Below are 24,371 nucleotides of genomic sequence, written 5' to 3' on the forward strand. Positions count from 1 at the left end.
ACTCGGACGCGGGGAGTCCTTCAAGGCGCAGTGCACCGCACCTGCCCCGCCATCCGATCAACCGGCCACACCGTGTACCTACAGCGACCTTTCGATCACGTCGTCACGTTCCGCAACAGCCAGGGAGACAGCGCACGCGGCACGCTGACCAGCCTGCAGCGACGCTCGCTGGTGATGGAGATCTACAACCCGTACTCGATCGTCCAGGTCAGCGAGGTGCTCAACGAGCTCACCATCCGCTCGGGCGAGCGCAACATCTACAAGGGCAAGGCGGTGGTGGTCAGCCTGCTCAACACCGGGCTGATGGCGGTGATCTCGGTCACGCTGATCGATGAGTGGAACGACCTGGGCGGCATCGGGCACGACGCCCGCACCGTCTCGGAGGCGGTGGGCCGCTTCATCCAGGACTGGGAGTCCCGCTACCAGGTCGGTCAGGCGTACCAGGTGGTCGTGAATGAAATGCGCTCCTACTTCTCGGAGGTGACGCGCTGGCTCGACCAGGCCGACATCACCGCCGGCCTGCCGCGCGACGCGCAAGGGCGGGTGCGCGACGACATCTTTTTCGAGATCGGCCGCCCGTTGCTGGAGAAGGGCCGCGACTACCTGCTGCGCTTCGAGGTCGAGGCCTCGCGCGTGGAGCCGGAGTTCGAGCCGGTGCACCGCGCGTTCGCCCAGGCCGCCATCCATCCGCTGGTGCTCCGTGCGCCCTTCGTCTACCGCACCTTTGCCAAGCCGCTGGGCTACGCGGGCGACTACCAGATGGTGAACCAGATCCTGGGCAACCCGCGCGAAGGACCCAGCACCTATTTCGAACTCGTCAACTACATGTTCCTGCAGGCCGGCGTCGCCCAGGCGCACCGCAACCGGGTCGACATCCTGCACACCCGTCTTCAGGAACTGGTGGGCGAGGCCCATGCGGCCGGCCGACCGCTGCGGGTGCTCAACGTGGGCTGCGGCCCGGCGGTGGAGCTGCAACGGCTGGTGGCGGGGCCGCAGGACCTGGGGCAGATGGAAGTGGTGCTCATGGATTTCAGTGAGGAAACGCTGCAGTACGCCAGGGAGCGCATCGACGAGGTGGCGCGTGTGGCGGGGCATTGCCCGCCGCGCGTCGAACTGCGTCACGAGTCGGTGCACCAGCTGCTCAAGCGCTCGGCGCGCGATGAGGCGGTGGCGCCTCACGAGCAGTTCGACTACATCTACTGCGCGGGCCTGTTCGACTACCTGGCCGACAAGGCCTGCGCGCGGCTCATCGGCTATTTCGACAGCCGCCTCAAGCCCGGGGGCTCGCTGCTGGTGACCAACGTGCATTCCTACAACCCGGAGCGCTACTGGATGGAGCACTTCATGGAGTGGTACCTCATCTACCGCAACGAGGAGGGCATCGCGCGCCTGTTCCCTTCGAACCTGGTGCAGATGCGCACCTACACCGACGCGACGAACATCAACCTGTTTGCCGAAGCCCGGAAACCCGCCTGAACGCGAGATGCCCGTGGCCACCACGCTTTCCACCCAACTGCCCGCGACCTTCGACGATGCGCTGAAAGAGCACCTGAAGTTCTACAGCCGGGTGACGTGCAAGGTGGCCATCCTGCTGATCGTGGGTGGCGTGGGGCTGGACGCGGCCTTCTACCCGCAGCACATGACGGAATTCGCCGTGGTCCGTGTGCTCGTGGCCTTGCTGATCCTGCTGACCCTGATGTCCTACCGCACGCCGTTTGGTGAGCGCAACATCCGCTGGCTCACCTACTTCTGGATCGCGCTGCCGCAGTTGATGATCGCCTGGATGATCTTCCATTCGGATGGCGAGAACTCCATCTATTTCGTGGGGCTCACCTTCGCCATTTCGGGCATCGGCTTCTTCCTGCCGCTCACCATCATCGAGGCGTTTCTGTTCAGTTCCTTCACGCTGGCGGTGTACGTGCTCGCCTGCGTGCTGCGCCCGCAAGGCGTGCAGGACGCCCACCTGTTCCAGGGCCAGATCATCTTCATCGTGTTCTACGCCGTCATTTCGGTGGTGATTTCCATCTACAGTGGCAGGTGGCGAAAACAAGCCTACGCGCTTCAGTCCGAAGTGCAATCGAAGAACAGGGAACTGATGGAAACGAACCGGACCCTGGCCGAAGTCAAGGGCCAGTTGCTGCAGCGCGAGAAGATGGCGGCCATCGGCACGCTGTCGGCTGGCCTGCTGCACGAACTCAACAACCCGGTCAATTACAGCCTCATGGCCATCAACATGGGCCTGACATCACCCGCCACCGGGAGCGATGCCATGCTCAAGGAAAGCCTGGTCGATGCGCGCGAGGGCATGCAGCGCATCCAGAACATCGTCTCCGACCTCAAGACCTTCGCCTACCAGAAACCCGGCCAGGATGGTCAGCGCTTGTTCCTGCTGGAGAACGCCGTGCGCTCGGCCCAGCGCCTGGCTGGCCACGAGCTCAAGGGCATCGAGGTGGTGGTGGAACTGCCGCAGGACACGCATGTGCTCGGGGACGAGCCGGCCATCATCGGCGTGCTGATCAACCTGTTCAGCAACGCGGCGCACGCCGTGCAGGCGGCCCGGCGCATGCAGCCGCTCATTGTGGTGCGCGTGGCGCAGCGGGGCGAGCGCCTGGGCATCTCGGTGCGAGACAACGGCCAGGGAATTGCGCCCGAGAACCTCGAACGCGTGTTCGAGCCCTTCTTCACCACGCGCGACGTGGGCGCCGGCCTGGGGCTGGGCTTGAGCGTGAGCTACGGCATCGTGCAGCGGCACGGCGGCACGTTGGCGGTGGAGAGCGAGCAGGGCGCCTGGACCGAGTTCTCGTTTGATCTGCCGAGGTCCGCATGACCCCGCAAGATGCCTTGACCACCCGCTCCCTCATGGCACCCCATGCGGTCCTGATGGTCGACGATGAACCCCAAGCCTGCAAATGGTTTGCCCGGCTGTACGGTACCGAATTCACCGTGTTCACGGCCAGCGGCGTGGACGAGGCGCTGGCGCTGCTGGTGCAGCGCGGGCACGAGGTGGCGGTGCTGCTGACCGACTACGCCATGCCGGGGCGCGATGGCGTGGCGCTGCTCGGCGAGGTCCGGCGGCTGTACCCGCACGTGGCGCGCGTGCTGGTGTCGGCCTACGCCGACAAGGACGTGGCCATGTCCGCCGTGAACCAGGGTCAGGTGGAGAAGATCCTGGAAAAGCCGATGGAGGAGAGCCTGACGCGGCAGATCCTGCGCGAGGCGATCGCCATGAGCCAGGAGCGCGCCCGGCAGCAGCAACTCATCGAGCGGCGCGCCACGGCCCTGCGCGAGACGCTGGGTTTCCTGGCGCACGAAGTGACCTCGCCCCTGGCCACGGTGCGCGGCTACCTCGAGGCCATGCGCGAGCGGCACCGCGACACGCCGGATGGCCAGCAAGGCATGGCCTACATCGAGCAGCAGAAGCCTGGTGACGTGCTGTTCATGATCGAGGCGGCGCAACGTCGCGCCACCTACGCGCAGTCGCTGGTGTCCACCTTCGTTCAGAGCGCGCGCGACGCCAGCCGGGGTGATGCAACGGCCAGCCTGCTCGCCAGCGAACTCGTGCGCGCGGTGCAGGAGGAGTACCCCTTCGAACCCGGCGAGGCGGACTGGCTGTCAACCAGCGCCACCGCCGACTTCACCCTGCCCGGCCGCCGCGACCTGCTTTACCTCGTGCTCTGTACGCTCGTGAAGAACGCCCTGATCGCCCTGCGCGCGAGCCCGCCCGCCCAGCCCCGCTTGAGCATCGAACTCTGCCGCGCTGCGCCCGCGCCCGGTGGGCCTGGTCAAGCGGCCATGGTGGTGAGCGACAACGGGCCAGGCATCCCGCCCGAGGTGCTTCAGCGACTCATGGTCGAACCTGTCACGACCCGGGCCGCGTCAGGCGGCAGCGGCATGGGCGTGCTGTTCTGCCACCGTGTCGTCACCTCGCTGGGCGGCTCGATCGAGATCCGCTCCACGCTCGGTGAGGGCGTGACGGTGACGCTCTTTTTCCCAAATGCACAAGACACCCCGGCCGAGGAGACCCGATGACGCCCGTGAAGATTCTGTACGTGGACGACGAAGCCATGGCGCTCAAGTACTTCGAGCGGCTGGTCAGTCCGCTCGCGCCTGTGATCACCGCCGGTTCGGTGGAAGAGGGTCGCGCCCAGCTCAAGGCCCACGGCGCCGAGGTGGCGGTGCTGGTGTGCGACCAGCGCATGCCCGGCGAGCACGGCAACGAACTGCTGCGCCATGCTCGCGAGTACTACCCCGGCGTGGTGCGCATGCTCACCACCGCATACTCCGAGATCGGTGACGCCATCGAGGCCATCAACGCGGGCGAGATTTACCGCTACATCAACAAGCCCTGGGAGATCGAGAGCCTGCGCGCCGACCTGAAGAACGCGCTGGACCTGGCCCAGCTGCGCAGCGAACGCGACAGCCTGCTGCGCGACAAACTGATGGCGCAACAGAACCAGCTTCGGTCCAACCGGCTGGCGGCGTTGTTGATGCTCGGTGCGGCCGTTCAGCCCGAGGGCCACGAGCAGGCGCTGTACCGCTATGCCCAGGCCGCGTTGCTGGCAGGTGGCGAGGAGCCGGGCGTGGACTGGCACCGATGGGATCACGCCGACCTCATGCAGGCCGAAGCCCAACGCGGCGCGGGCATGGCGGCTGAGTTGCGCCACTGGATTCAGGCATTCGGTCCCCGTGTGGCGGGCATGCCCGCGCTGGCCGCGCTGGCGAACGCCGTGGGCGGGGAAGTGCAGGGCGATGGCGTGCGCCTTTCGAGCGCCGCGGTGCTCACTGGTCTGCTGTCCTCGCCGGTGGGCGCACCTCCGGCCCGCGCTGCTTGCGGCTGGCTCGCCTGGCTTCTCTGGCAGGGCGGCCTCGCCGAACTCACCAAAGCGGCCGATGGCGGCTGGATGGTGCGGCCTGCGGCGGCGGTGGCGCCTCGGGCCGACTGGCTGGCCGATCACATGGAACGCCTCGCCCCGCCGGCCGTTTGAACCCAGGGCTTCGCAACGTGCGGTAACGCACGGCACTTTTGGTGCCAGTGGCGCTCACAATGGGGTCCGCGCCCGCAACCGCGCTGCGCGCCTTGTTGTATTCAAGCACTGCCACCATGAAAACCCGTCAACCGACCATGCACGCCCCCACGTCCCGACTCCTCGTCGGCCTCGCCCTCGCGCTGGCGGCGCTGCTCGCGGGCTGCGGCTCCGCCGGCGTGGGCGTGGGCATCGGCATACCCATCGGCCCGTTTTCCATCGGCATCGGAGGCGGCACGGGCGGCGTCAGCGCCGGCGTGAGCACCGGCGTGGGCCCGGTCGGCGTGGGAGTGGGCGTGAACCAGCGCGGCCAGGTCGGCGTCGGCGCTGGTGTGGGCGTTGGCACCCAGCTCGGCAACAGCAACGCCCGAGTGGGTGTGGGCGTGGGCACCGGCTCTGTGATCTACGACCCGAACGATCCTAGGCAGAAGCGGGCCGGCGGCGAAGTGGCACCCTGACGGAGCGAGCCCAGCCACGAGCGAGGGGAAGCGGTCCAGAAATGCCGCGGATCCGGCTCCGCCGGTCCGCTGGCATTGCCCCCTTGAGGGGGTGGCGCGAAGCGCCGCGGGGGTTACTTCAAGGTGATGGTCACATCGATGTTGCCGCGCGTGGCATTGGAGTACGGGCACACCTTGTGCGCCGTGTCCACCAGGTCCTGCGCCACGGCGCGGTCCATGCCCGGCAGGCTCACGGCCAGGCGGGCAGCAATGCCGAAGCCGGCCGGGATCGGGCCGATGTCGACTTCGGCGTCGATGGACGCATCGGCCGGCACGACCACTTTCTTCATGCCCGCCACGTGCTTCATGGCGCCCATGAAGCAGGCCGAATAACCGGCAGCGAAGAGTTGCTCGGGGTTCGTTGCATTGCCGGCGCCACCCATGGCTTTGGGCGGAGACAGCTTCACGTCGAGCATGCCGTCGTCGCTGCGCGAGGTGCCTTCGCGGCCACCGGTGGTGTGGGCGCGGGCGGTGTAGACAACTTTGTCGAGGGAAGTGGGCATGGTGTGGCTCCTGAGGTTGAAATGGCCTGCGGACAGGCGGGGTTGAAAGACAGTGTTCAGGCGGTGAGGCGGTCACGCAGGGCCTGCACCTGGCGGGTGAGGTCCAGCACTTCCGACAGATCGCATTGGGTGGCCTGCAGCACGCAACCGGGGAGGCGGGCGGCGCGGCTCCTGAGCTTGCGACCTGACGCGGTGAGGCGAATGAGCACGCGGCGCTCGTCCTGCACGTCGCGCAGGCGCGTCACCAGTTCTGCGGCTTCGAGCCGCTTGAGCAGGGGCGTGAGCGTGCCGGAGTCAAGATGCAGGCGATCACCCAGTTCGGAAACGGTCACGCCGTCCGTCTCCCACAGCACCAGCATGGCCAGGTACTGCGGGTAGGTGAGACCCAGGTCTTCGAGCAGTGGCTTGTAGAGCTTTGTCATCGCCAGCGAGGCCGAGTACAGCGCGAAGCACAACTGGTGGTCCAGGTGCAGGGCCTCGTCGGCGGAGATGCGTGGCGTGTTCATGGGGATGAACTGTAGCGAACAATTAAATTGTGTGCAATTAAATCATCAGAAACCCCGCCAACAAACGGGTCTTCACGCCACCAGAGGTGGACCCTGCATCTCCTCGATCTGCTCCACCAGCATGTCCACCTGGCCTTGCCAGTAGTCGCGCGTGCCAAACCAGGGGAAGTTGATGGGGAAGGCCGGGTCGTCCCAGCGGCGGGCCACCCAGGCGCTGTAGTGGATCAGGCGCAGCGTGCGCAAGGGTTCGATGAGTGCGAGCTCGCGCCGATCGAAGGGGCGGAACTGTTCGTAGCCGTCGATCAGTGCGCCGAGCTGCTGGTTCTGTTGACGGCGGTCACCCGAGAGCAGCATCCAGAGGTCCTGCACCGCGGGCCCTGTGCGCGCATCGTCCAGGTCCACGAAGTGCGGGCCGGCACCGGGCTGGCCTTCGGGCGTCCAGAGGATGTTGCCCGGGTGGCAGTCGCCGTGAAGGCGAATGCGCTGGATGTCGTCCTCGTCCGGCACCGAGCCGGACCGCAAGGTGGGGTGGGCCTCGATCAGCGCCAGGGCTTCTTCCAGCGCGGCGGTCCAGGCGGTGCGCACTTCCGCCGCGATGGCGCCATGGTCCAGCAGCCAGTCGCGAGGTTCGTGCGCGAAGCTCGCCGCGTCCAGCGCCGGACGTTCGACAAAGGGTCGGGCCGCACCCACTGTGTGGATGCGCGCCAGGAACCGGCCGATCCACTCCAGCACTTCAAAGTTGTCGAGTTCGGGCCGGCGGCCACCACGGCGAGGGCTGACCGAAAAAGCGAATCCGCCAAAGTGGTGCAGCGTCTGATCATTCAGGCGCAGGGGTGGCACGGCGGGAATTTCGGCCGCCACCAGCTCTTCGGAGAAAGCGTGCTCCTCATGGATCTGCCCATCGCTCCAGCGCCCGGGTCGGTAGAACTTGGCCACGACCTGATCGTGTCCATCGACGGGCGACTCCAGGTGGACCTGGTAGACGCGGTTCTCGAAGCTGTTGAGTGCGGTGATGCGCCCATCGCCCCACACACCCACATGCGCCAGTGCGTCCTGCACCACATCGGGTGTGAGCTGGCTGTAGGGATGGGGGTTGTGGTCCTGCGTGGTCATGCGCGATTGTCGCTCCCCTATGATCGGTGAATGTCGAAACACAAGGACAAGGCGACTGCGCGAACCGCACCCACGCTGCAGGACCAGCTGCCCGAGTTGCGGCCCGGGCAATCGGTGGCGCTGCTGCAGGAACTGCACATCCTCACGCGCGAGGGCAAGCTCAACCAGGACACCCGACGCAAGCTCAAGCAGGTGTACCACCTGGTGCAGTTCATCGAACCCCTGCTGGCCGAGGTGCTGGCCGCGCGTGGCGACGTGGCACTGGCCGACCATGGGGCAGGCAAGTCCTACCTGGGCTTCATCCTCTACGACCTGTTCTTCAAGGACAAGGCCGCAGGGCGCGTGACGGGTGTGGAGACGCGCGCTGAACTGGTCGATAAATCCCGCGAGCTCGCCACACGGCTGGGCTTTGAGCGCATGGACTTCCTGGCCACCACCGTGCAGGAGGCGCTGACCCACCCGGACCTTCCAGCGCGGATCGATGTGGTGACCGCACTGCACGCCTGCGATACCGCCACCGACGACGCGATTGCGTTCGGCCTCGCCAAGGACGCCAGCCACCTGGTGCTGGTGCCTTGCTGTCAGGCCGAGGTGGCCGGCGTGATGAAGAAGCACAAGGCCTTGAGCCTGGCGCGCACGCCGCTGGCCGAGCTGTGGCGTCACCCCTTGCACACGCGCGAATTCGGCAGCCAGATCACCAATGTGCTGCGCTGTCTTCAACTCGAGGCGCATGGTTACAGTGTCACGGTCACCGAGCTCGTGGGATGGGAGCATTCCCTGAAGAACGAATTGATTCTGGCCCGTAGAATGACCCAGGACCGGACCGGTGCCCGAGATCGGGCCCGGCAGCGGTTGCAGCAGGTGCTCGAAGAACTGAGCCTTCAGGAACTCTCGCAGCGCTTCGCCGTTTGATGTGGTGGCGGCCCCGTGGGCCGGCGAGTTGCACACCATCCGGCGTCCCCCCCAGACACTTTGCAGGAGCACCAGCCCATGGTCACCGATTTCGATTTTCTGCTGCAGTCCATTGCCTGGCCGCTGGTGCTTTTGCTGGCCTGGCTGGTGGCCGAACGGGTGCACGCCACCTGGCACCTGCCCCGGGTGACGAGCTATGTGGCCGTGGGCCTGGTCTGCAGCCTGGTCAATCTGCCAGGACTCACCGTGGCCGTGCCGGGCCTGGACTTCCTGGCCAACGTGGCGCTCTCGCTCGTGCTGTTCGAACTCGGCTACCGCATCAACCTGCGCTGGTTCCGCCACAACCCGTGGGTGCTGGTGCTCGGCGTGGTCGAGTCCCTGATCACTTTCGGGGCGATCTACTGGGTGGGCGGCTGGTTCCAGCTTGAGACCGACATGCGCCTCATCATCGCGGCGCTCTCGGTATCCGCCTCGCCCGCGGGTGTGCTGCGGGTGGCCAACGAACTGCGCAGTGCAGGCCAGGTGACCGAGCGCGTGCTGCACCTGTGCGCCATCAACTGCATGATCTCGGTCCTGTTGCTGAAAATGGTCGTGGGCTACTGGTACCTCAACACCTCAGGCGACCTGGTGCTGGCGGCCTTCGGCAGCATCCACGTGGTGGGCACGTCGGTGGCGGTGGGCGGGCTGCTCGGGGTGGCGGTGCCGTGGCTGTTGAGCCGCGCCAGCACGCACGAGCGCGGTGTGACGCTGGTCTTCGCGCTCTCGGTGTTGCTGCTCACCACGGCGGCCTATGGCCTGAAGCTCTCGCCGCTGCTGGGCGCACTGACCTTCGGCATCGTGGCGCGCGAGCGCCGGGTGCACCTCACCAACGCCCAGCGCGACTTCGGCACCGCCGGCGACCTGCTCTCGATGTTCCTGTTCGTCTACATCGCCTCGCTGTTGAACTGGGCCGATGTGGGCACCGGCATGCTGCTGGGCGTGATGCTGATCGGGGTGCGGGCCGCCTCCAAGGTGGGCTGCAACCTGGCAGCCGCGCGCCTGTCGGGCATCACCGAGCGCAAGGGGCTGCTGACCGGCCTGGCACTCATGCCCATGTCGGCCTTTGCCATCCTGCTGCTGGAGCAGAGCCGCCTCTATGGCTTTGCCCCAGCCGTCCAGGTGCTTTCCATCATGGCCGGCATGATGCTGCTGCAGGAACTGCTCGGCCCGGTGGTCACGCAGCGCGCGCTCATGGCCGCGCATGAAACCCACGTGACCAAGGAATAGGAGCTGCCATGCCACTCGAGACCTTCAAATCCTCCGATTCGCTCACCATGGGTGTCGAGCTCGAACTGCAGCTCGTCAACACCTACGACCTCGATCTCTCCAGCAGCGCGAACGACCTGCTGGAACTGCTGCGGCGCAAGCCGTTCCCGGGAGTGGTCACGCCCGAGATGACGCAGAGCATGATCGAGATCGCCACCGATGTGCAGCGCGAACACGGACCTTTGCTGGCGCAGCTGCAGCAGATCCGCGACACGCTGGTGGCCGCTGGCGACCGTCTCAACATCGAGATTGCCGGCGGTGGCACGCACCCGTTCCAGCGCTGGTTCGAGCAGCGCATCTTCTCCAAGCCGCGCTTTCAGGAACTCTCCGGCCTGTATGGCTACCTGGCCAAGCAGTTCACCGTGTTCGGCCAGCACGTGCACATCGGCTGCTCCAATGCGGACGAAGCCCTGTTCCTGCTGCATTCGCTCAACCGCTACGTACCGCACTTCATCGCGCTGTCGGCGTCGTCGCCCTTCTCGCAGGGCGTCGATACGCTGTTCGACTCCGCCCGACTCAACTCGGTGTTCGCCTTCCCCCTGAGCGGCCGCGCGCCCTTCGTGCTGAGCTGGGAAGAATTCGCCAACGTGTACTTCACCAAGATGGAGAGCACGGGCGTGGTCAAGTCCATGAAGGACTTCTACTGGGACATCCGCCCCAAGCCGGAGTACGGCACCATCGAACTGCGTGTGTGCGACACCCCCCTGACCGTGGAGCGAGCAGCGGGTCTGGCCTGCTACCTGCAGGCGCTCTGCCGCCACCTGCTCGAGCGCAAGGAAGCGCCGCCCGAAGAAGACGACTACCTCGTCTACACCTACAACCGCTTCCAGGCCTGCCGGTTCGGCCTGGACGGGATGATGGTGAATCCGAAGACGCGCGAGCAGATCAGCATCCGCGAAGACATCCTGGCCACGCTGCGCCACCTGGGCCACCATGGCCAGGCGTTGAACTCCATGGCCGCGCTCGACGAGATCGAACGCACCGCGGCGCGGGTGGGCAACCACGCCACGTTCCTGCGCAACCGGTACAAGGAAAGCGGCAGCGTGCAGTCGGTGGTGCGGGCGAGCGTGGAGGCGCTTCGGCACGGCCCGTGATGGATGTCACGAACCGGGCGTAGGGAAAACCAACCGGGTGTCAGCGAAGTTCCTACAGCGTGAATGGGGGTGCGCCGACTTAACGCAGCCTGGGGTGGCGAATACAGTTTGTTTCATCGACACCGACTCGTTCAACACCTTCAGGAAGCCCACATGTCCACCACCGCCACCCGCCTCAACCCCTTTGTCCTGATGCTCGATCCGGAAGCCGTGATCAGCGCCATGGAAACCAGCACCACGCTGCGCAGCATCCGTGGGCGCATCTGCCGCCCGCTGGACAAGCCCCTCATCCCCAAGATCTTCGATACCGCTGCGCGCGAATACGACGCCGTGATCGAAGCCGAAGATTTCATCGACACCGGCAGCGAGCTGTATTGCGAAGCGCAGCCGGCGTTGCAGGCCGTGCACTGAAAGCTACCGGGAAAACCTTTTGCGCGTGAGCGCAAGGGCCAGCCAGAAGCCTCCTATGGTGTAGACCAGCAGCACCGCCCCGTGCAGCCACGGCTCTGCAGGCCATTGGTCCATGAACAGAGGGCGCACCAGCTCCACGGCGCTGGTCAGGGGCAGCCAGTCCGAGATATGCCGCACCACCGCTGGCAACTGCTCACGCGGAAAGAACACACCCGAGAGGAACATCATCGGCGTGAGGAACAGCGTGAAGTAGTAGGTGAAGAAGTCGTAGCCCTTGGCCAGGGCGTTGAACACCAGGGCGATGCACGAGAACGTGACCCCCACCCCCAGCAGCACAGGCCAGGCCACCAGCAGCTTGGGTGAATGGCTGATGTCCAGCGCCAGCATCACCACCATGATGGCCGTGACCGAGAACAGGGCCTTGAAGCCCGCCCACAGCATCTCGGCCAGCACCACGTCGTCCAGGCTCACCGGCGCATTCATGATGCCGTCCCAGGTCTTCTGCACATGCATGCGGGAGAACGCCGAGTACAGGGCCTCGAACGTGGCCGCGTTCATGGCGCTCATGCAGACGCTGCCGCTGGCCAGGAACAGGATGTAGGGCACGGCCACGTTGCCCTGCGGCGTGCTCATGTTGACCTGCCCCACCAGCGCGCCCATGCCGTAGCCAAAGGCAATCAGCCACATCAGCGGCTCGGCGATGTTGCCCACCAGGCTCGGAATGGCGAGCTTTTTCCAGACCAGCAGGTTGCGCAGGAACACGGGCCACCAGCGCATCGTCAGACGCGGTGGTGCCCATGGCGAAGGATTTCGGGTCATGGTGGTGGTCGTGTTCATGGTTCAGCCGTCTTCGCGGATCTGGCGGCCGGTGAGCTTGAGGAACAGGTCCTCCAGGTTGGCCGGGCGGTGCAGCGCGCGCAGGTGGTGGTGGTGCTCGCCCAGCGCGGCGAGCAGTGGCATGGCCTGCGACGTGTAGAAGAACACGGTTTCACCGCTCACCTCGACGCGCGCAGCCCGCGCCCGCAACGCAGCGTGCTCCTCGGCGTGCGCCAGCGTGAGCGCGCCGTTGCCATACACCTCCACCACATCGGGCTCCAGGTGTTGCGCGATCAGCTCGCGCGGCCGGCCTTCGGCGATCTTGCGCCCGTGGTCCAGCACCAGCAGGCGCGAGCACAGGCGCTCGGCTTCGTCCATGAAATGCGTGGTCAGCAGGATGCTCTTGCCCTCCTGCAGCAGCAGCTGCAGGCGCTCCCACATCAGGTGTCGGGCCTGCGGGTCCAGGCCGGTGGTGGGTTCGTCCAGCATGAGCAGCCTGGGGTCGTTCACCAGCGCACGCGCCAGCGACAGGCGCCGCTTCATGCCGCCCGAGAGTTCTCCGGGCTTGGCTTGTGCCTTGTGGGAGAGCGCGGCGAATTCCAACAGTTGCGGAATGCGCGGCCGGATCGCGGCGCTGGACATCCCGAAGTAGCGGCCATAGACCAGCAGGTTCTCGGCACAGGAGAAATCGGGGTCCAGCGTGTCCATCTGGCTCACCACGCCGAGCTGTGCCTTGATGGCGAGCGCGTCGCGCGGCATGTCCATGCCGAACGCGGTGATGGTCCCGGCGTCGGGCACGGTGAGGCCCAGGCACATGCGGATGGTGGTGGTCTTGCCCGCGCCGTTGGGGCCGATCACGCCCAGGCATTCGCCGGGTTCGATGGAAAAGCTCAGGTCATCCACCACCGTGTTCTCGCCGTAGCGCTTGACGAGGTGGTGGCAATCGAACAGGGTGGGATTCATGTGCCGGCATTGTGCCCGCACGCCCCGCGCCATCGGAGGCCCACCCCTACAATGCGGGGCTGCCCGTCAGGGTCTTGTCACACCCTCCAGTCCCCATGTCCCTCGCCGTTTCCCTGCAATATCTTTTCCCGAAGCGCGCGCTCACTGTGTTCGGTGGCTGGGTGGCCAACGGCCAATGGGGCGCCATCACGCAGTGGATCATCCGGCGTTTCATCCGCAAGTACCGCGTGAACATGGCCGAGGCCGCGAACCCCGATCCTCGGGCCTACGCCAGCTTCAACCAGTTCTTCACCCGCGCGCTGCGCCTCGATGTCCGTCCCCTGGCCAACGCTGCTTTCGTCTGTCCGGTGGACGGTGCCATCAGCCAGTTCGGCGCCATCGCGCGCGACCAGATCTACCAGGCCAAGGGCCACACCTACAGCACGCGCGCGCTCGTGGGTGGTGACGTGGAACTGGCTGCGCTGTTCGACGACGGCGCCTTCGCCACCATCTACCTCAGTCCCAAGGACTACCACCGAATCCACATGCCGATGCAGGCCACGCTGCGCCGCATGATCCATGTGCCGGGGGACCTGTTTTCGGTGAACCCGGCCACCGCGCAGGGCGTGCCTGGCCTGTTTGCCCGCAACGAGCGCGTCGTGTGCGTCTTCGACATGCAGGTGGGCGAGGCCACGCTGCCCTTTGTGCAGGTGCTCGTGGGAGCCACGATCGTGGGCAGCATGGCCACCACCTGGCACGGCGTGGTGAACCCGCCGCGGCCCGGCCAGGTGCGCGAGTGGCGCTACGACGACACGCCTGTGCATCTGCGAAAGGGCGAGGAAATGGGTCGCTTCCTGCTGGGCTCCACCGTGGTGCTGCTCTGGCCCCGCGACACCATCGCCTTCAACCCCGACTGGGCGCCCGAGGCCGCCGTGAAGATGGGCGAGGCCATGGGCGACGCCTTGTAAAACGACCTTCAGGAAAGAAGATCCATGACCACGCTTGGAACCCCACTCTCGCCCTCGGCCACCCGCGTCATGCTGCTCGGCTCGGGCGAACTCGGCAAGGAAGTGCTGATCGCCCTGCAGCGACTGGGGGTGGAGACCCTGGCGGTGGACCGGTACGAGAACGCGCCGGGCCAGCAGGTGGCGCACCACGCGCGCACCATCACCATGAGCGACCCCGCTCAATTGAAGGCGCTGATCGAGACCGAGCGACCCCATCTGGTGGTGCCCGAGATCGAGGCCATCGCCACGCTCATGCTGGAAGAACTCGAAGCCGCCGGTGTGGTGCGCGTCATTCCCACCGCCCGCGCCGCGCGCCTGACGATGGACCGCGAAGGCATCCGCCGTCTCGCTGCTGAAACGCTGGGTCTGCCGACCAGCCCCTACCGGTTCTGCGACTCCCTGGAAGAACTCCAGGCGGCCATCGACGGCGCAGACGGGAAAGGGGTGGGCTACCCCTGCATCGTGAAGCCGGTGATGAGCAGCAGCGGCAAGGGCCAGAGCAAGATCGACGGCCCCGCCGATGTGGAAAAGGCCTGGGACTACGCCATGTCCGGCGGACGCGTGGGCCCGGGCCGCATCATCGTCGAAGGTTTCATCGACTTCGACTACGAGATCACGCAGCTCACCGTGCGCGCACTCGGCGTCGACGGCCAGGTCGAAACGCATTTCTGCGACCCCATCGGCCACGTGCAGGTGAGTGGCGACTATGTCGAGAGCTGGCAGCCGCATCCCATGACGCCAGCGGCGCTGCAGCGGTCGCGCGACATCGCCAAGGCCGTCACCGACGACCTGGGCGGCCAGGGCCTGTTCGGCGTGGAGCTGTTTGTCAAGGGCGATCAGGTCTGGTTCAGCGAAGTGAGCCCGCGCCCGCACGACACCGGCATGGTCACCATGATCACGCAGTGGCAGAACGAGTTCGAGTTGCACGCGCGCGCCATCCTGGGCCTGCCGGTCTCCACCGTGCTCAAGAGCCCGGGCGCCAGCGCGGTCATCTACGGCGGCGTGGAGGCTTCGGGCATTGCGTTCGACGGCGTGGACGAAGCCCTGCGCGTCCCGCAGACCGAACTCCGCCTGTTCGGCAAGCCCGAAAGCTTCACGAAAAGGCGCATGGGCGTGGCCCTGGCCTTTGACGCCGACGTGGAGAAGGCGCGCGCCCATGCCAAGCTGGCGGCCTCGAAGGTGAAGCCTCGCAGGGGCTGAATCCCCGGATCCGGTTTTTTTTGCATCCGGGTGCATCCAAACGCCGCGCTGGGGCGTAGTGGGAGCAGTGGCGCTGTTTTTGCGCCGCTATCCACAACCCACCAACGAGGAGTTTTCCCATGATCATCAAGACCACCCTGGCTGCTGCCGCCGCGCTCGCTCTGACCGCCTGTGCCCAGACGGGCAGCTCCAACATGAACAGTTCCGTCAGGAACACCCCCTCGATGGGCAGCCCCACCACCGGCATGCCCGCCATGATGTTCTCGCAGGCCAGCCTGCCCGACGCCGTGAAGGTGCCTGCAGGCAACCGCGTGGCCCTGGAAACCGTCGGCGTGGGCCAGATCACGTACGAGTGCAAGGCCAAGGCCAACATGCCTGGCCAGTTCGAATGGGTGTTTGGCGGCCCCGATGCCAAGCTGATGGACCGCTCCGGCAAGCAGGTGGGCAAGTACTACGGTCCGCCCGCCACCTGGGAAGCGATGGACGGTTCCAAGTTCACCGCCACGCAGATCGCCGTGGCGCCCGCAGGCGACGGCAACATCCCCCTGCAACTGGTGAAGGCCAACCCCGCCATGGGCATGGGCGCCATGACCGGCGTGACCTACACGCAGCGCGTGGCGACCAAGGGCGGTGTGGCACCGGCTTCGGCCTGCGGCGCGTCCAACATGGGTGCCAAGCAGATCGTGCAATACCAGGCCGACTACATCTTCTACAAGGCTTCCTGATCGGTCTTCGGCTAGTATGGCCGGCAGTCACGGGGCCTGGCGCCACAAAGGTGCCAGGCCCCGCTTCTTCCGCCCAGCTGGTCCGAGCCGCCCTTGCCGATACCCGATACCGATCCGTTCGATCACGATGCCGCCCTGGCCGCTTGCGCGCGGGGCGATCGTGCGGCCCTGCGCCGTCTCTACGAGCGCGAGGGCCGCTATTTGTTGGGCGTGGCCTTGCGCATCGTGCGCGACCGCGCCACCGCCGAAGACGTGTTGCACGACGCATTCATGAACATCTGGACCCGGGCCGCCAGCTTCGATGCCAGCCGCGGCGCGGGCCGCGGGTGGATGTACGGCATCGTGCGCCACCGCGCGCTCGATGCGGTGCGGGCCGGTAGCCGCACCGTGTCTGCCGACGAAGACGACATGGACGCGCTGCAGACCGATGACGCCCCGGCCGCACCCGACATGGCCGAAGCCTTTGCCATGCGCGCCGACCTGGGCCGCCTCGACGACTGCCTGGCCCGCCTGGACACGCCCAAGCGCAACTGCGTGCTCTATGCCTACCTGGAAGGCTGCACCCATCCCGAGATCGCCGAGCGGCTGGGCGCACCGCTGGGGTCGGTGAAAGCCTGGATTCGCCGGGGGCTGGCCTCGCTGCGGGAGTGCCTCGCATGAGCGCGCAAGATTTCGACGACATCGACGCGCTGGCCTCGGCCTACGTGCTGGGCACGCTGTCGGGCGCGCGCCGTCGCGAGGTGCAGGAGCGCCTGCCCAACGACGCCATGCTGCGCACCGCCGTCGATGCGTGGGAAGCCCGCCTGCTGCCACTGACCGCCCTGGTCGAGCCGGTGGAACCTCCGGCGGCGCTGTGGACCCGAATCGAAAAGTCCTTGCCGGCCGTGGCGGTGCGTGGCCAGACCAACTCCAGCCCCTGGAACAACTGGTGGCGCAACATCAATTTCTGGCGCGCCGTGGCCGCCACGGGCTTCGTGGCCGCTTCGGTGGCGGTGCTGCTGCCCTCCGCCGGCCTGTTTGCGCCTGCCGCGCCGCAATACATGGTGGTGCTGGTGGCGCCCAACGGCACCGCACCCGGCTGGGTGGTGCAGACCAGTGGGCGGGACACGCTGCGTCTGGTGCCGCTGGGCACCACGGCCGTGCCGGAACAACGTTCGCTGCAGTTCTGGACCAAGGCCGACGACTGGAACGCGCCGGTGTCCCTGGGCCTGGTGCAGCCCGGCCAGCCGCTGGAAGTGAAGCTCGACCAGTTGCCGCCGCTGGTGCCCAACCAGCTGTTCGAAATCACGCTGGAACCCTACGCCGGCTCGCCGACCGGGCGGCCCACCGGGCCCATTCTTTACATCGGGCGTGCGGTCAAGCTGACCTGAACCCGGCCGCGTTCACTGGAACGCCACCTCCGCAAAACTCCGCAGCTTGCGGCTGTGCAACTGGTCGGTGCCGCCTTCGCGCAGGATGTGGATCGCGCGGATGCCGATGCGCAGGTGCTGGTCGACGCGCTCGCGGTAGAAGTGGTTGGCCATGCCGGGCAGCTTGATTTCACCGTGCAAGGGCTTGTCGCTCACGCACAGCAGGGTGCCATAGGGCACGCGGAACCGAAAGCCGTTGGCCGCGATGGTGGCGCTTTCCATGTCGAGCGCCACGGCGCGCGATTGCGAAAAGCGGCGCTGCGGCATGTTGTCCGGTAGCAGTTCCCAGTTGCGGTTGTCGGTGCTGGCCACGGTGCCGGTGCGCATGATGCGCTTGAGTTCGTGCGGCGGCACGCCGGTCACATCTGCCACGGCGCCTTCGAGCGCGAGCTGGATCTCGGCCAGCGCGGGAATGGGCACCCACAGCGGCAGTTCTTCGTCGAGCACGTGGTCTTCGCGCACGTAGGCGTGGGCCAGCACGTAGTCGCCCAGTTGCTGCGCGGTGCGAAGGCCGGCGCAGTGGCCGAGCATGAGCCAGGCGTGCGGGCGCAGCACGGCGATGTGGTCGGTGATGGTCTTGGCGTTGGCCGGACCCACGCCGATGTTGACCATGGTGATGCCGCTGCGGTCGGCGCGCATGAGGTGGTAGGCGGGCATCTGCGGCAGGCGCGGGGGTGCGTGGCCCAACTCGTCGCCGGGTTCGGCGGCCAGGCCGGTGCGACGCATCACCACGTTGCCGGGTTCGACGAAGGCGATGTACTCGCTCTCGGGATTGGCCATTTCGGCGTGGCCGAGCTTGATGAACTCGTCGATGTAGAACTGGTAGTTGGTGAACATGACGAAGTTCTGGAACCACTCGGGCGCAGTGCCGGTGTAGTGGCGCAGGCGCTGCAGCGAGTAGTCGACCCGCGGCGCGGTGAAGAGCGACAACGGATGCGCTTCGCCCGCCTTGGGCACATAGGTGCCGTTGGCAATGCCGTCGTCCATGGCGGTGAGGTCGGGCAGATCGAACACATCGCGCATCAGGGCGCGGCGCCCCACGTCCATGGCGCCTTCCACGTGGTCGTGTTCGGCGAAAGAGAAATGGATGGGAATGGGCTGGGTGCTGGTGCCCACTTCCAGTTCACCGCCGTGGTTGGCCAGCAGCAGGCTGAATTGCTGCAGGTAGTAGTCGGCGTACAGGTCGGGTCGGGTGAGCGTCGTCTCGAATCGGCCCGGGCCGGCCACGAAGCCGTAGCTCAGCTTCTTGATGGCGGGGCTGTCGGGCGCGGCGCCTCGGCGCAAGGTGCTGTGGGCGTGCACGCGCACGTAGGGATAACAGGCGCGCACATGCGAGCCAGAGAAGTCGCCACCGGCCACGTAGTCGCGCATGGCCTGGCGCAGGAATTCCACGTTGTCGTGGTAGATCCGTTGCACCTGGGCGAGGGCCTGGGCGGGGTCGGTGAAGACGAGGGGGGCGGTAAAGTCGGGCTTCTTGTGCATGGCGCTATTGTCACCCTGCGTTGTGACGGCCGCATCGACCGCCATCCCCCGAATGCCCGAACTCAACCACCCCCTGCTGGTCTCCGCCGCCCTCACGCTGGCCGTGGCACTGGGCTGCGGGCTGTTGATTGGTGTGGAGCGGGAGCGGCGCAAAGGCGTGGGCCCCGGCCGCGCGCTGGCGGGCCTGCGCAGCTTTGCGCTGGTCTGTGTCACTGGCGCGGCGGCCGCCCTCACGCAGATCGACGGGCTGGTGGTGGCCGGCGCGCTGTTCGTGGGCGCGCTGGGCGTGGTGGCCTACTGGCGGGACCGGTCCGACGATCCCGGCATCACCACCGAAGTGGCGCTGCTGCTCACCTACCTCATCGGCGTGCTCTGCACCTGGAGCCTGCCGCTGGCCGCTGCGCTGGCGGCGGCTCTCACGGTGGTGCTGGCCGGGCGCGAACGCATGCACCGCTTCGTCAGCCACTGGCTCAAGCCCGCTGAAGTGCGCGACGGCATCGTGCTGGCCGCCCTGGTGCTGCTGGCCCTGCCACTGATGCCCGACCGCCCGCTGTGGGGACCCGTGCTCAACCCGCATGTGATGGTGCAACTGCTGGCGCTGCTGCTGGCGGTGCAGTCGCTTGCCCACCTGGGCCGGCGGCTGCTGGCAGCGCGCCACGCCGTGGCGCTGTCTTCACTGGCGTCGGGCTTCGTCTCCAGCACCGCCACCATCGCCACGCTGGGCCTCGCGGTGCGCGAAGGCCGCTCGGGTGCTCGCCTGATGGCCGGCGGCGGACTGCTGTCCTGCGTGTCCACCCAGATGCAGTTGCTGCTGGTGGCAGCCGCCGTGCAGCCCGCCTGGCTTTCGCGGCTTTGGATGCCCGCCCTGGCGGGCGCTGCACTGGCCGCGATATGGGGCTTCTGGCTCGTGCGTGGCGCGCCGGCCGAGGGTGAGTTGGGCGCCGTGTCCACGCCACGCGTGGAAGGGGCGCCCGGCGCTGGCGAGGAACGCATGTTCAGCTTGAAGGGCGCTGCGGCTGTGGCCGCTCTGCTCACTGGCATCCAGCTGCTGGTGCACGCGTTGGAGCTTTGGCTGGGCGCGGCGGGCTTGATGGTGGGCACCTTGCTGGGGGCATTGGCCGACCTGCACGCCGCGCTGGCAGCGGTGTTCGCCTCCAGCCTGCCCGCCAGCGGCGCCCAGCAGGCGGTGATGCTCGCGCTCGGCGTGCACGCGTTCAGCAAGAGCGTGACGGCCTGGCTGGTGGGCGGTGCGCAGTACCTGGTCTGGCTGGCGCCAGGACTCTGGGCTCACACCTTGCTCGGTGTGACGCTCCTCGCCATCGTCAGGTCTTGACAGGTTCTCTCATCGTCACGAACTCCTCCGCCGCCGTCGGATGGATGCCGATCGTGCTGTCGAACACCGCCTTGGTGGCACCGGCCTTCATGGCCACCGCGAAGCCCTGCACGATTTCGCCGGCTTCGGCGCCCACCATGTGCAGCCCCACCACGCGGTGGCTCTTCGTGTCCACCACCAGTTTCATCAGCGTGCGCTCGGTGCTGCCCGAGAGCGTGTGCTTCAAGGCCTTGAACTCGCTGCGGAAGACCGTCACATCGCCGAATTTCTCTCGCGCTTTCTCTTCGCTGTAGCCCACGGTGCCGATGCTGGGATGCGTGAACACCGCGGTGGGCACGAACTCGTAGGCCATGCTGCGCGGCATCTTGCCCGCGGCCGGGCCGAAAAGCTGGTCCACCACCACCATGGCTTCGCCCAGTGCCACCGGTGTGAGCTGCAGTCGGTTGGTGACGTCGCCCAGCGCAAAGACGGAGGGCACGTTGGTCTGGTAGCGCTCGTTGACGAGAATCTCGCCCTTCGCACCCTGGGCCACGCCCACGGTTTCCAGGCCCATGTCGGCCACGTTCGGCACGCGCCCGGTGGCGTACAGCACGGCATCGGCCATCACCAGCGCGCCGCCTTCGCATTCCACGCGCAGGCCTTCGTCGGTCTGGCGGATGTCGACCACGCCGGCATTCAGGTGGAGATTCACACCCGCCTTGACCATCTCGGCCGAGACGAAATGCCGGATCTCGTCGTCAAAGCCGCGCAGGATCTGGTCACCTCGGTAGAGTTGGGTGACCTTCGACCCCAGGCCATTGAAGATGGAGGCGAACTCGCTGGCAATGTAGCCACCACCCACCACCACCAGTCGCTTCGGAAAAGGCTCCAGGTCGAAGATTTCGTTGGACGTGATGACGTGCTCGCGCCCCACGAAGTGCGGCACGTGGGGCGTGCCGCCGGTGGCGATCAGGATGTGCCTGGCCGTGAATTCCTGGTGGCCGGGTGATCCGTCCGCATTCAAGGTGGACAGCGCAACGCCATTGGCGCCGGTCAGCCGCGCGAAGGCCTCGAACACCGTCACGCCCGAGCCGCGCAACAGGTTGCCATAGACGCCATTGAGTCTGCTGATTTCCCGCGCGCGGTTGGCCTTGAGTGTGGCCCAGTTGAAGACGGGTTTCTCGCCTTCCCAGCCGAACCCGTGCGATTCCGCGAACGCCTCGCCGTAGTGCGCCGCATAGCTGTACAGCTTCTTCGGGATGCACCCCACGTTCACGCAGGTGCCACCCAGGCCTTCTTGGCCCAGCACTTCGGCCATGCCCACGCGCGCGCCGCGCTGGGCGGCCATGCGCGCGGCACGCACGCCGCCGCTGCCGCCACCGATGACGAAGAGGTCGAAGTCGAATGAAGTCATGCGGTGCTGTCCTGAGGTGGAGCAGGGATGTTAGGTCCGAGCCAATGACACTGCCGGCGCAGGTTCAATTCAATAGGTGTACACACCCCGCCCGGTCTTGCGACCCAGCCAGCCCGCGGCCACCATTTCCTTCAGCAGCGGAGCAGGGCGGTACTTGCTGTCGTTGAACTCGGCCATGTAGACGTTCATCACGGCCAGGCACACGTCAAGGCCGATCATGTCGGCCAGCGCCAGCGGGCCGATGGGCTGGTTGGTGCCAAGCTTCATGCCGGCATCGATGTCGTCGGCGCTGGCGCTGCCTTCGGCCAGCACGAAAAAGGCCTCGTTGATCATGGGCACCAGGATGCGGTTGACCACGAAGCCCGGCGCGTTCTTCACCGTGATGGGCGATTTGCCCAGCGCCTCGGCGAGGCTTTTCACCGCGTCGTGCGTGGCATCGCTGGTCTGCAGGCCACGGATGATCTCCACCAGCGCCATCATGGGCACGGGGTTGAAGAAGTGCATGCCGATGAAGCGGTCGGGCCGTTGCGTGGCGGCAGCCAGCTTGGTGATGCTGATCGAACTGGTGTTGGTGGCCACGATCACCTCGGGCGCGAGCAGGCCGTCGAGCTGCTGCAGGATCTTGATCTTCAGGCCCTCGTTCTCGGTGGCGGCTTCGATGACCAGCTGCGCGCCCTTGAGGTCCTCGTAGTTCGTCGAACCTTTGATGAGCGCCAGCGCCGCGTCCTTGTCGGAGGCGCTGATCTTCTCCTTCTTGATCAGGCGGTCCAGGCTGCCGGCCACGGTGGCCAGCCCTTTGTCCACGGCGGCCTGCGCGATGTCGACCATCACCACGCGGATGCCCCGCGTGGCGCAGGCTTGTGCGATGCCGTTGCCCATGGTGCCCGAGCCGATGATGCCGACGGTCTGGATGGTGTTCATGAATGCCAACTCCTGAATTTGATTGCGGTCTTGTTGGGGGTTTTCCCGGCGTCGCCGGTGTGTCTTTCCTAGGCAGCACCGCCTACTGGTGCCCGGGCGCCTGTGCTAACTTGCCCCACGGATTGTCGCGCACCGGCTTCGGCGCGTGGCCCACACGGAGACACCCATGTTCGACTACATCATCGTCGGCGGTGGATCGGCCGGCTGCGTGCTGGCTTCCCGCCTGAGCGAAGACCCTGCGGTTCGCGTCGCCCTCATCGAAGCCGGCCCGAGCGACCGCAGCGTGCTGATCCACTGTCCCGCCGGCCTGGCCGCGATGGCGCGTTTCGAGCTCAATGGCTGGGGCTACGGCACGGTGCCGCAGCCCGGCCTGAACGGGCGGCGAGGCTACCAGCCGCGCGGCAAGGTGCTGGGAGGATCCAGCTCCATCAACGCCATGATCTACGCGCGCGGTCACGCCAGCGACTACGACCGCTGGGCGGCTCAGGGCAATCCCGGGTGGTCTTTTGCGGACGTGCTGCCGTATTTCAAGCGCGCCGAACACAATGAACGCGGCGCTGACGCACTGCACGGCCAGGGTGGCCCGCTCAACGTGATGGACCTGCGGAGTCCGAACGCCTTCCTCCCTTCGTTCGTGGAGGCGGGCGTGCAGGCAGGCTATCCGCTCAACACCGACTTCAACGGCCCGCAGCAGGAAGGCGTGGGCGTCTACCAGGTCACGCACAAGAACGGCGAGCGTTACAGCGCGGCCAAGGCCTACCTCACACCGCACCTGGAGCGAAGCAACCTCCAGGTGATCACCCGTGCGCTGACCACCCGGGTGGTGCTGGACGAAGAGGAATCGCCACCGCGCGCCGTGGGTGTCGAATACCGTGGCAACGGCGGCCGCGGGCCGCTGCAGATCCTGCGGCTGCGCGAAGGCGGCGAGGTGGTGCTGAGTGCCGGCGCCTTCGGTTCACCGCAGCTGCTCATGCTCTCGGGCATCGGCCCGGCTGACCACCTGGCCGAACACGGCATCCGGGCGGTGCACGACCTCCCGGGTGTCGGGCAGAACCTGCACGACCATGTGGACGTGGTGCTGGTGGTCAACGCACCCAAGGTGAAGGATCTCTTTGGTCTTTCGTTGGGCGGCGTGGGGCGCATGGTGCGGGGCATCTTCGATTGGCGGGGCCGGCGCAGCGGCATGCTCACCACCAACTTCGCCGAAGCCGGCGGCTTCATCAAGAGTTCGGCGGACGAACCCATCCCCGACCTGCAGCTGCATTTTGTCGTCGGCAAGCTGGTCGACCACGGGCGCAAGACCGTGTTTGGCCACGGCTTCTCGTGCCATGTGTGCCTGCTGCGCCCGAAGAGCCGGGGCACGCTGCGCCTGTCCAGCGCCGATCCGCAGGCCGCGCCCCTGATCGACCCGGCCTTCCTGAAGGAGCCGGACGACATGGCGCGTCTGCTGCGCGGCTTCAAGCTCATGCGCAGCCTGCTTCAGCAACCCGCGCTCGCACGCCACGGTGGCACCGAGTCCGCCTCGTCTGCCCAGGCGCAGAGCGACGCGCAGATCGAGCAGTTCATCCGCAACCATGCCGACACCATCTACCACCCGGTGGGCACGTGTCGCATGGGTCCTGGTGCGATGGATGTGGTGGACGCCAGCCTGCGCGTGCACGGCGTGGCGGGATTGCGGGTGGTGGATGCGTCGGTGATGCCCGAGGTGGTAGGCGGCAACACCAATGCGCCGGTGATCATGATGGCCGAAAAGGCCGTGGACATGATTCGAGGTGAAA

At 66.7% G+C, this 24,371-nt stretch carries 23 protein-coding genes and 1 pseudogene; 16 read left to right on the forward strand and 8 right to left on the reverse strand.

The window, feature by feature from the left end; all coding sequences use genetic code 11:
* Positions 1-72 precede the first annotated feature (72 nt).
* From ACTIEY_RS12640 to ACTIEY_RS12660, 5 genes are all read left to right on the forward strand, one after another.
* Positions 73-1,476 carry a class I SAM-dependent methyltransferase gene (locus tag ACTIEY_RS12640; RefSeq protein ID WP_439519488.1) on the forward strand — a complete coding sequence of 468 codons (1,404 nt, stop codon included), beginning with the start codon at positions 73-75 and terminating at the stop codon, positions 1,474-1,476.
* 13 nt (positions 1,477-1,489) lie between these two features.
* Entirely contained in the window at positions 1,490-2,827 is a 1,338-nt protein-coding gene (locus tag ACTIEY_RS12645) for a sensor histidine kinase (RefSeq protein ID WP_439519489.1), read from the forward strand.
* Positions 2,824-4,029, forward strand: coding sequence for a hybrid sensor histidine kinase/response regulator (locus tag ACTIEY_RS12650; protein ID WP_439519490.1), 1,206 nt, complete (start codon positions 2,824-2,826; stop codon positions 4,027-4,029). The genes ACTIEY_RS12645 and ACTIEY_RS12650 overlap by 4 nt, the downstream gene beginning before the upstream one ends.
* Positions 4,026-4,985, forward strand: coding sequence for a response regulator (locus tag ACTIEY_RS12655; RefSeq protein ID WP_439519491.1), 960 nt, complete (start codon positions 4,026-4,028; stop codon positions 4,983-4,985). Before ACTIEY_RS12650 ends, ACTIEY_RS12655 begins: the two co-directional genes overlap by 4 nt.
* Positions 4,986-5,122: 137 nt before the next feature.
* Entirely contained in the window at positions 5,123-5,482 is a 360-nt protein-coding gene (locus ACTIEY_RS12660; RefSeq protein WP_439520288.1) for a hypothetical protein, read from the forward strand.
* Between the two features lie 113 nt (positions 5,483-5,595).
* Here ACTIEY_RS12660 and ACTIEY_RS12665 read toward each other — a convergent pair whose 3' ends face one another.
* The 3 genes from ACTIEY_RS12665 to ACTIEY_RS12675 form a co-directional block, all read right to left on the reverse strand.
* Positions 5,596-6,024, reverse strand: coding sequence for an organic hydroperoxide resistance protein (locus ACTIEY_RS12665; protein WP_439519492.1), 429 nt, complete (start codon positions 6,022-6,024; stop codon positions 5,596-5,598).
* A gap of 56 nt (positions 6,025-6,080) precedes the next feature.
* Positions 6,081-6,530, reverse strand: coding sequence for a MarR family winged helix-turn-helix transcriptional regulator (locus tag ACTIEY_RS12670; protein WP_439519493.1), 450 nt, complete (start codon positions 6,528-6,530; stop codon positions 6,081-6,083).
* Between the two features lie 72 nt (positions 6,531-6,602).
* Positions 6,603-7,643 (reverse strand): serine/threonine protein kinase, encoded by a 1,041-nt coding sequence (locus tag ACTIEY_RS12675; RefSeq protein ID WP_439519494.1) that lies wholly within the window; start codon positions 7,641-7,643, stop codon positions 6,603-6,605.
* Between the two features lie 30 nt (positions 7,644-7,673).
* Here ACTIEY_RS12675 and ACTIEY_RS12680 point away from each other — a divergent pair, with 30 nt between their 5' ends.
* The 4 genes from ACTIEY_RS12680 (at position 7,674) to ACTIEY_RS12695 (ending at position 11,365) form a co-directional block, all read left to right on the forward strand.
* Positions 7,674-8,555, forward strand: coding sequence for a class I SAM-dependent methyltransferase (locus ACTIEY_RS12680; RefSeq protein WP_439519495.1), 882 nt, complete (start codon positions 7,674-7,676; stop codon positions 8,553-8,555).
* 78 nt (positions 8,556-8,633) lie between these two features.
* Complete coding sequence (locus tag ACTIEY_RS12685) at positions 8,634-9,821, forward strand: cation:proton antiporter (RefSeq protein WP_439519496.1); 1,188 nt, start codon at positions 8,634-8,636, stop codon at positions 9,819-9,821.
* Between the two features lie 8 nt (positions 9,822-9,829).
* Entirely contained in the window at positions 9,830-10,954 is a 1,125-nt protein-coding gene (locus ACTIEY_RS12690; RefSeq protein WP_439519497.1) for a YbdK family carboxylate-amine ligase, read from the forward strand.
* A 153-nt stretch (positions 10,955-11,107) separates the two neighbouring features.
* On the forward strand, positions 11,108-11,365 hold the full coding sequence (locus ACTIEY_RS12695) for a hypothetical protein (RefSeq protein ID WP_439519498.1): 258 nt from the start codon (positions 11,108-11,110) through the stop codon (positions 11,363-11,365).
* Positions 11,366-11,368: 3 nt separating this feature from the next.
* Here the strand turns inward: ACTIEY_RS12695 and ACTIEY_RS12700 are convergent, their stop codons facing one another.
* Positions 11,369-12,202, reverse strand: coding sequence for an ABC transporter permease (locus tag ACTIEY_RS12700; protein ID WP_439519499.1), 834 nt, complete (start codon positions 12,200-12,202; stop codon positions 11,369-11,371).
* A 3-nt stretch (positions 12,203-12,205) separates the two neighbouring features.
* Complete coding sequence (locus ACTIEY_RS12705) at positions 12,206-13,144, reverse strand: ATP-binding cassette domain-containing protein (RefSeq protein ID WP_439519500.1); 939 nt, start codon at positions 13,142-13,144, stop codon at positions 12,206-12,208.
* A 95-nt stretch (positions 13,145-13,239) separates the two neighbouring features.
* Between ACTIEY_RS12705 and asd the strand changes: the two genes are divergently transcribed.
* The 5 genes from asd to ACTIEY_RS12730 all read left to right on the forward strand — a co-directional run bounded on the left by asd (position 13,240) and on the right by ACTIEY_RS12730 (position 17,425).
* Positions 13,240-14,091: an archaetidylserine decarboxylase gene (gene asd / locus ACTIEY_RS12710; RefSeq protein WP_439519501.1), complete on the forward strand. Its 852-nt coding sequence runs from the start codon at positions 13,240-13,242 to the stop codon at positions 14,089-14,091.
* A 24-nt stretch (positions 14,092-14,115) separates the two neighbouring features.
* Positions 14,116-15,330, forward strand: a complete 1,215-nt coding sequence (gene purT / locus ACTIEY_RS12715; RefSeq protein ID WP_439519502.1) for a formate-dependent phosphoribosylglycinamide formyltransferase — start codon at positions 14,116-14,118, stop codon at positions 15,328-15,330.
* A 119-nt stretch (positions 15,331-15,449) separates the two neighbouring features.
* Entirely contained in the window at positions 15,450-16,055 is a 606-nt protein-coding gene (locus tag ACTIEY_RS12720) for a DUF3455 domain-containing protein (RefSeq protein WP_439519503.1), read from the forward strand.
* 99 nt (positions 16,056-16,154) lie between these two features.
* Entirely contained in the window at positions 16,155-16,715 is a 561-nt protein-coding gene (locus tag ACTIEY_RS12725; protein WP_439520289.1) for a sigma-70 family RNA polymerase sigma factor, read from the forward strand.
* The gene (locus tag ACTIEY_RS12730; RefSeq protein WP_439519504.1) at positions 16,712-17,425 is read left to right on the forward strand and encodes an anti-sigma factor; all 714 of its coding nucleotides are present in this window, start codon (positions 16,712-16,714) and stop codon (positions 17,423-17,425) included. Before ACTIEY_RS12725 ends, ACTIEY_RS12730 begins: the two co-directional genes overlap by 4 nt.
* A gap of 12 nt (positions 17,426-17,437) precedes the next feature.
* Here ACTIEY_RS12730 and ACTIEY_RS12735 read toward each other — a convergent pair whose 3' ends face one another.
* Complete coding sequence (locus ACTIEY_RS12735) at positions 17,438-18,946, reverse strand: AMP nucleosidase (RefSeq protein ID WP_439519505.1); 1,509 nt, start codon at positions 18,944-18,946, stop codon at positions 17,438-17,440.
* Positions 18,947-18,998: 52 nt separating this feature from the next.
* Here ACTIEY_RS12735 and ACTIEY_RS12740 point away from each other — a divergent pair, with 52 nt between their 5' ends.
* Positions 18,999-20,279 (forward strand): MgtC/SapB family protein, encoded by a 1,281-nt coding sequence (locus ACTIEY_RS12740; protein ID WP_439519506.1) that lies wholly within the window; start codon positions 18,999-19,001, stop codon positions 20,277-20,279.
* Here the strand turns inward: ACTIEY_RS12740 and gorA are convergent.
* Complete coding sequence (gene gorA / locus ACTIEY_RS12745) at positions 20,269-21,672, reverse strand: glutathione-disulfide reductase (RefSeq protein WP_439519507.1); 1,404 nt, start codon at positions 21,670-21,672, stop codon at positions 20,269-20,271. The genes ACTIEY_RS12740 and gorA overlap by 11 nt on opposite strands.
* A gap of 69 nt (positions 21,673-21,741) precedes the next feature.
* A complete protein-coding gene (locus ACTIEY_RS12750; RefSeq protein ID WP_439519508.1) occupies positions 21,742-22,593 on the reverse strand; it encodes a 3-hydroxybutyryl-CoA dehydrogenase in 852 nt (283 codons plus the stop codon).
* Between the two features lie 166 nt (positions 22,594-22,759).
* On the opposite strand from ACTIEY_RS12750, the pseudogene ACTIEY_RS12755 reads away from it, so the two are divergent.
* Positions 22,760-24,364, forward strand: a pseudogene (locus ACTIEY_RS12755) (GMC family oxidoreductase); the annotation flags it as partial.
* Between the last annotated feature and the right edge of the window lie 7 nt (positions 24,365-24,371).

The organism is Hydrogenophaga sp., from assembly GCF_051858985.1.
Classification (GTDB): Bacteria; Pseudomonadota; Gammaproteobacteria; order Burkholderiales; family Burkholderiaceae_C; genus Hydrogenophaga.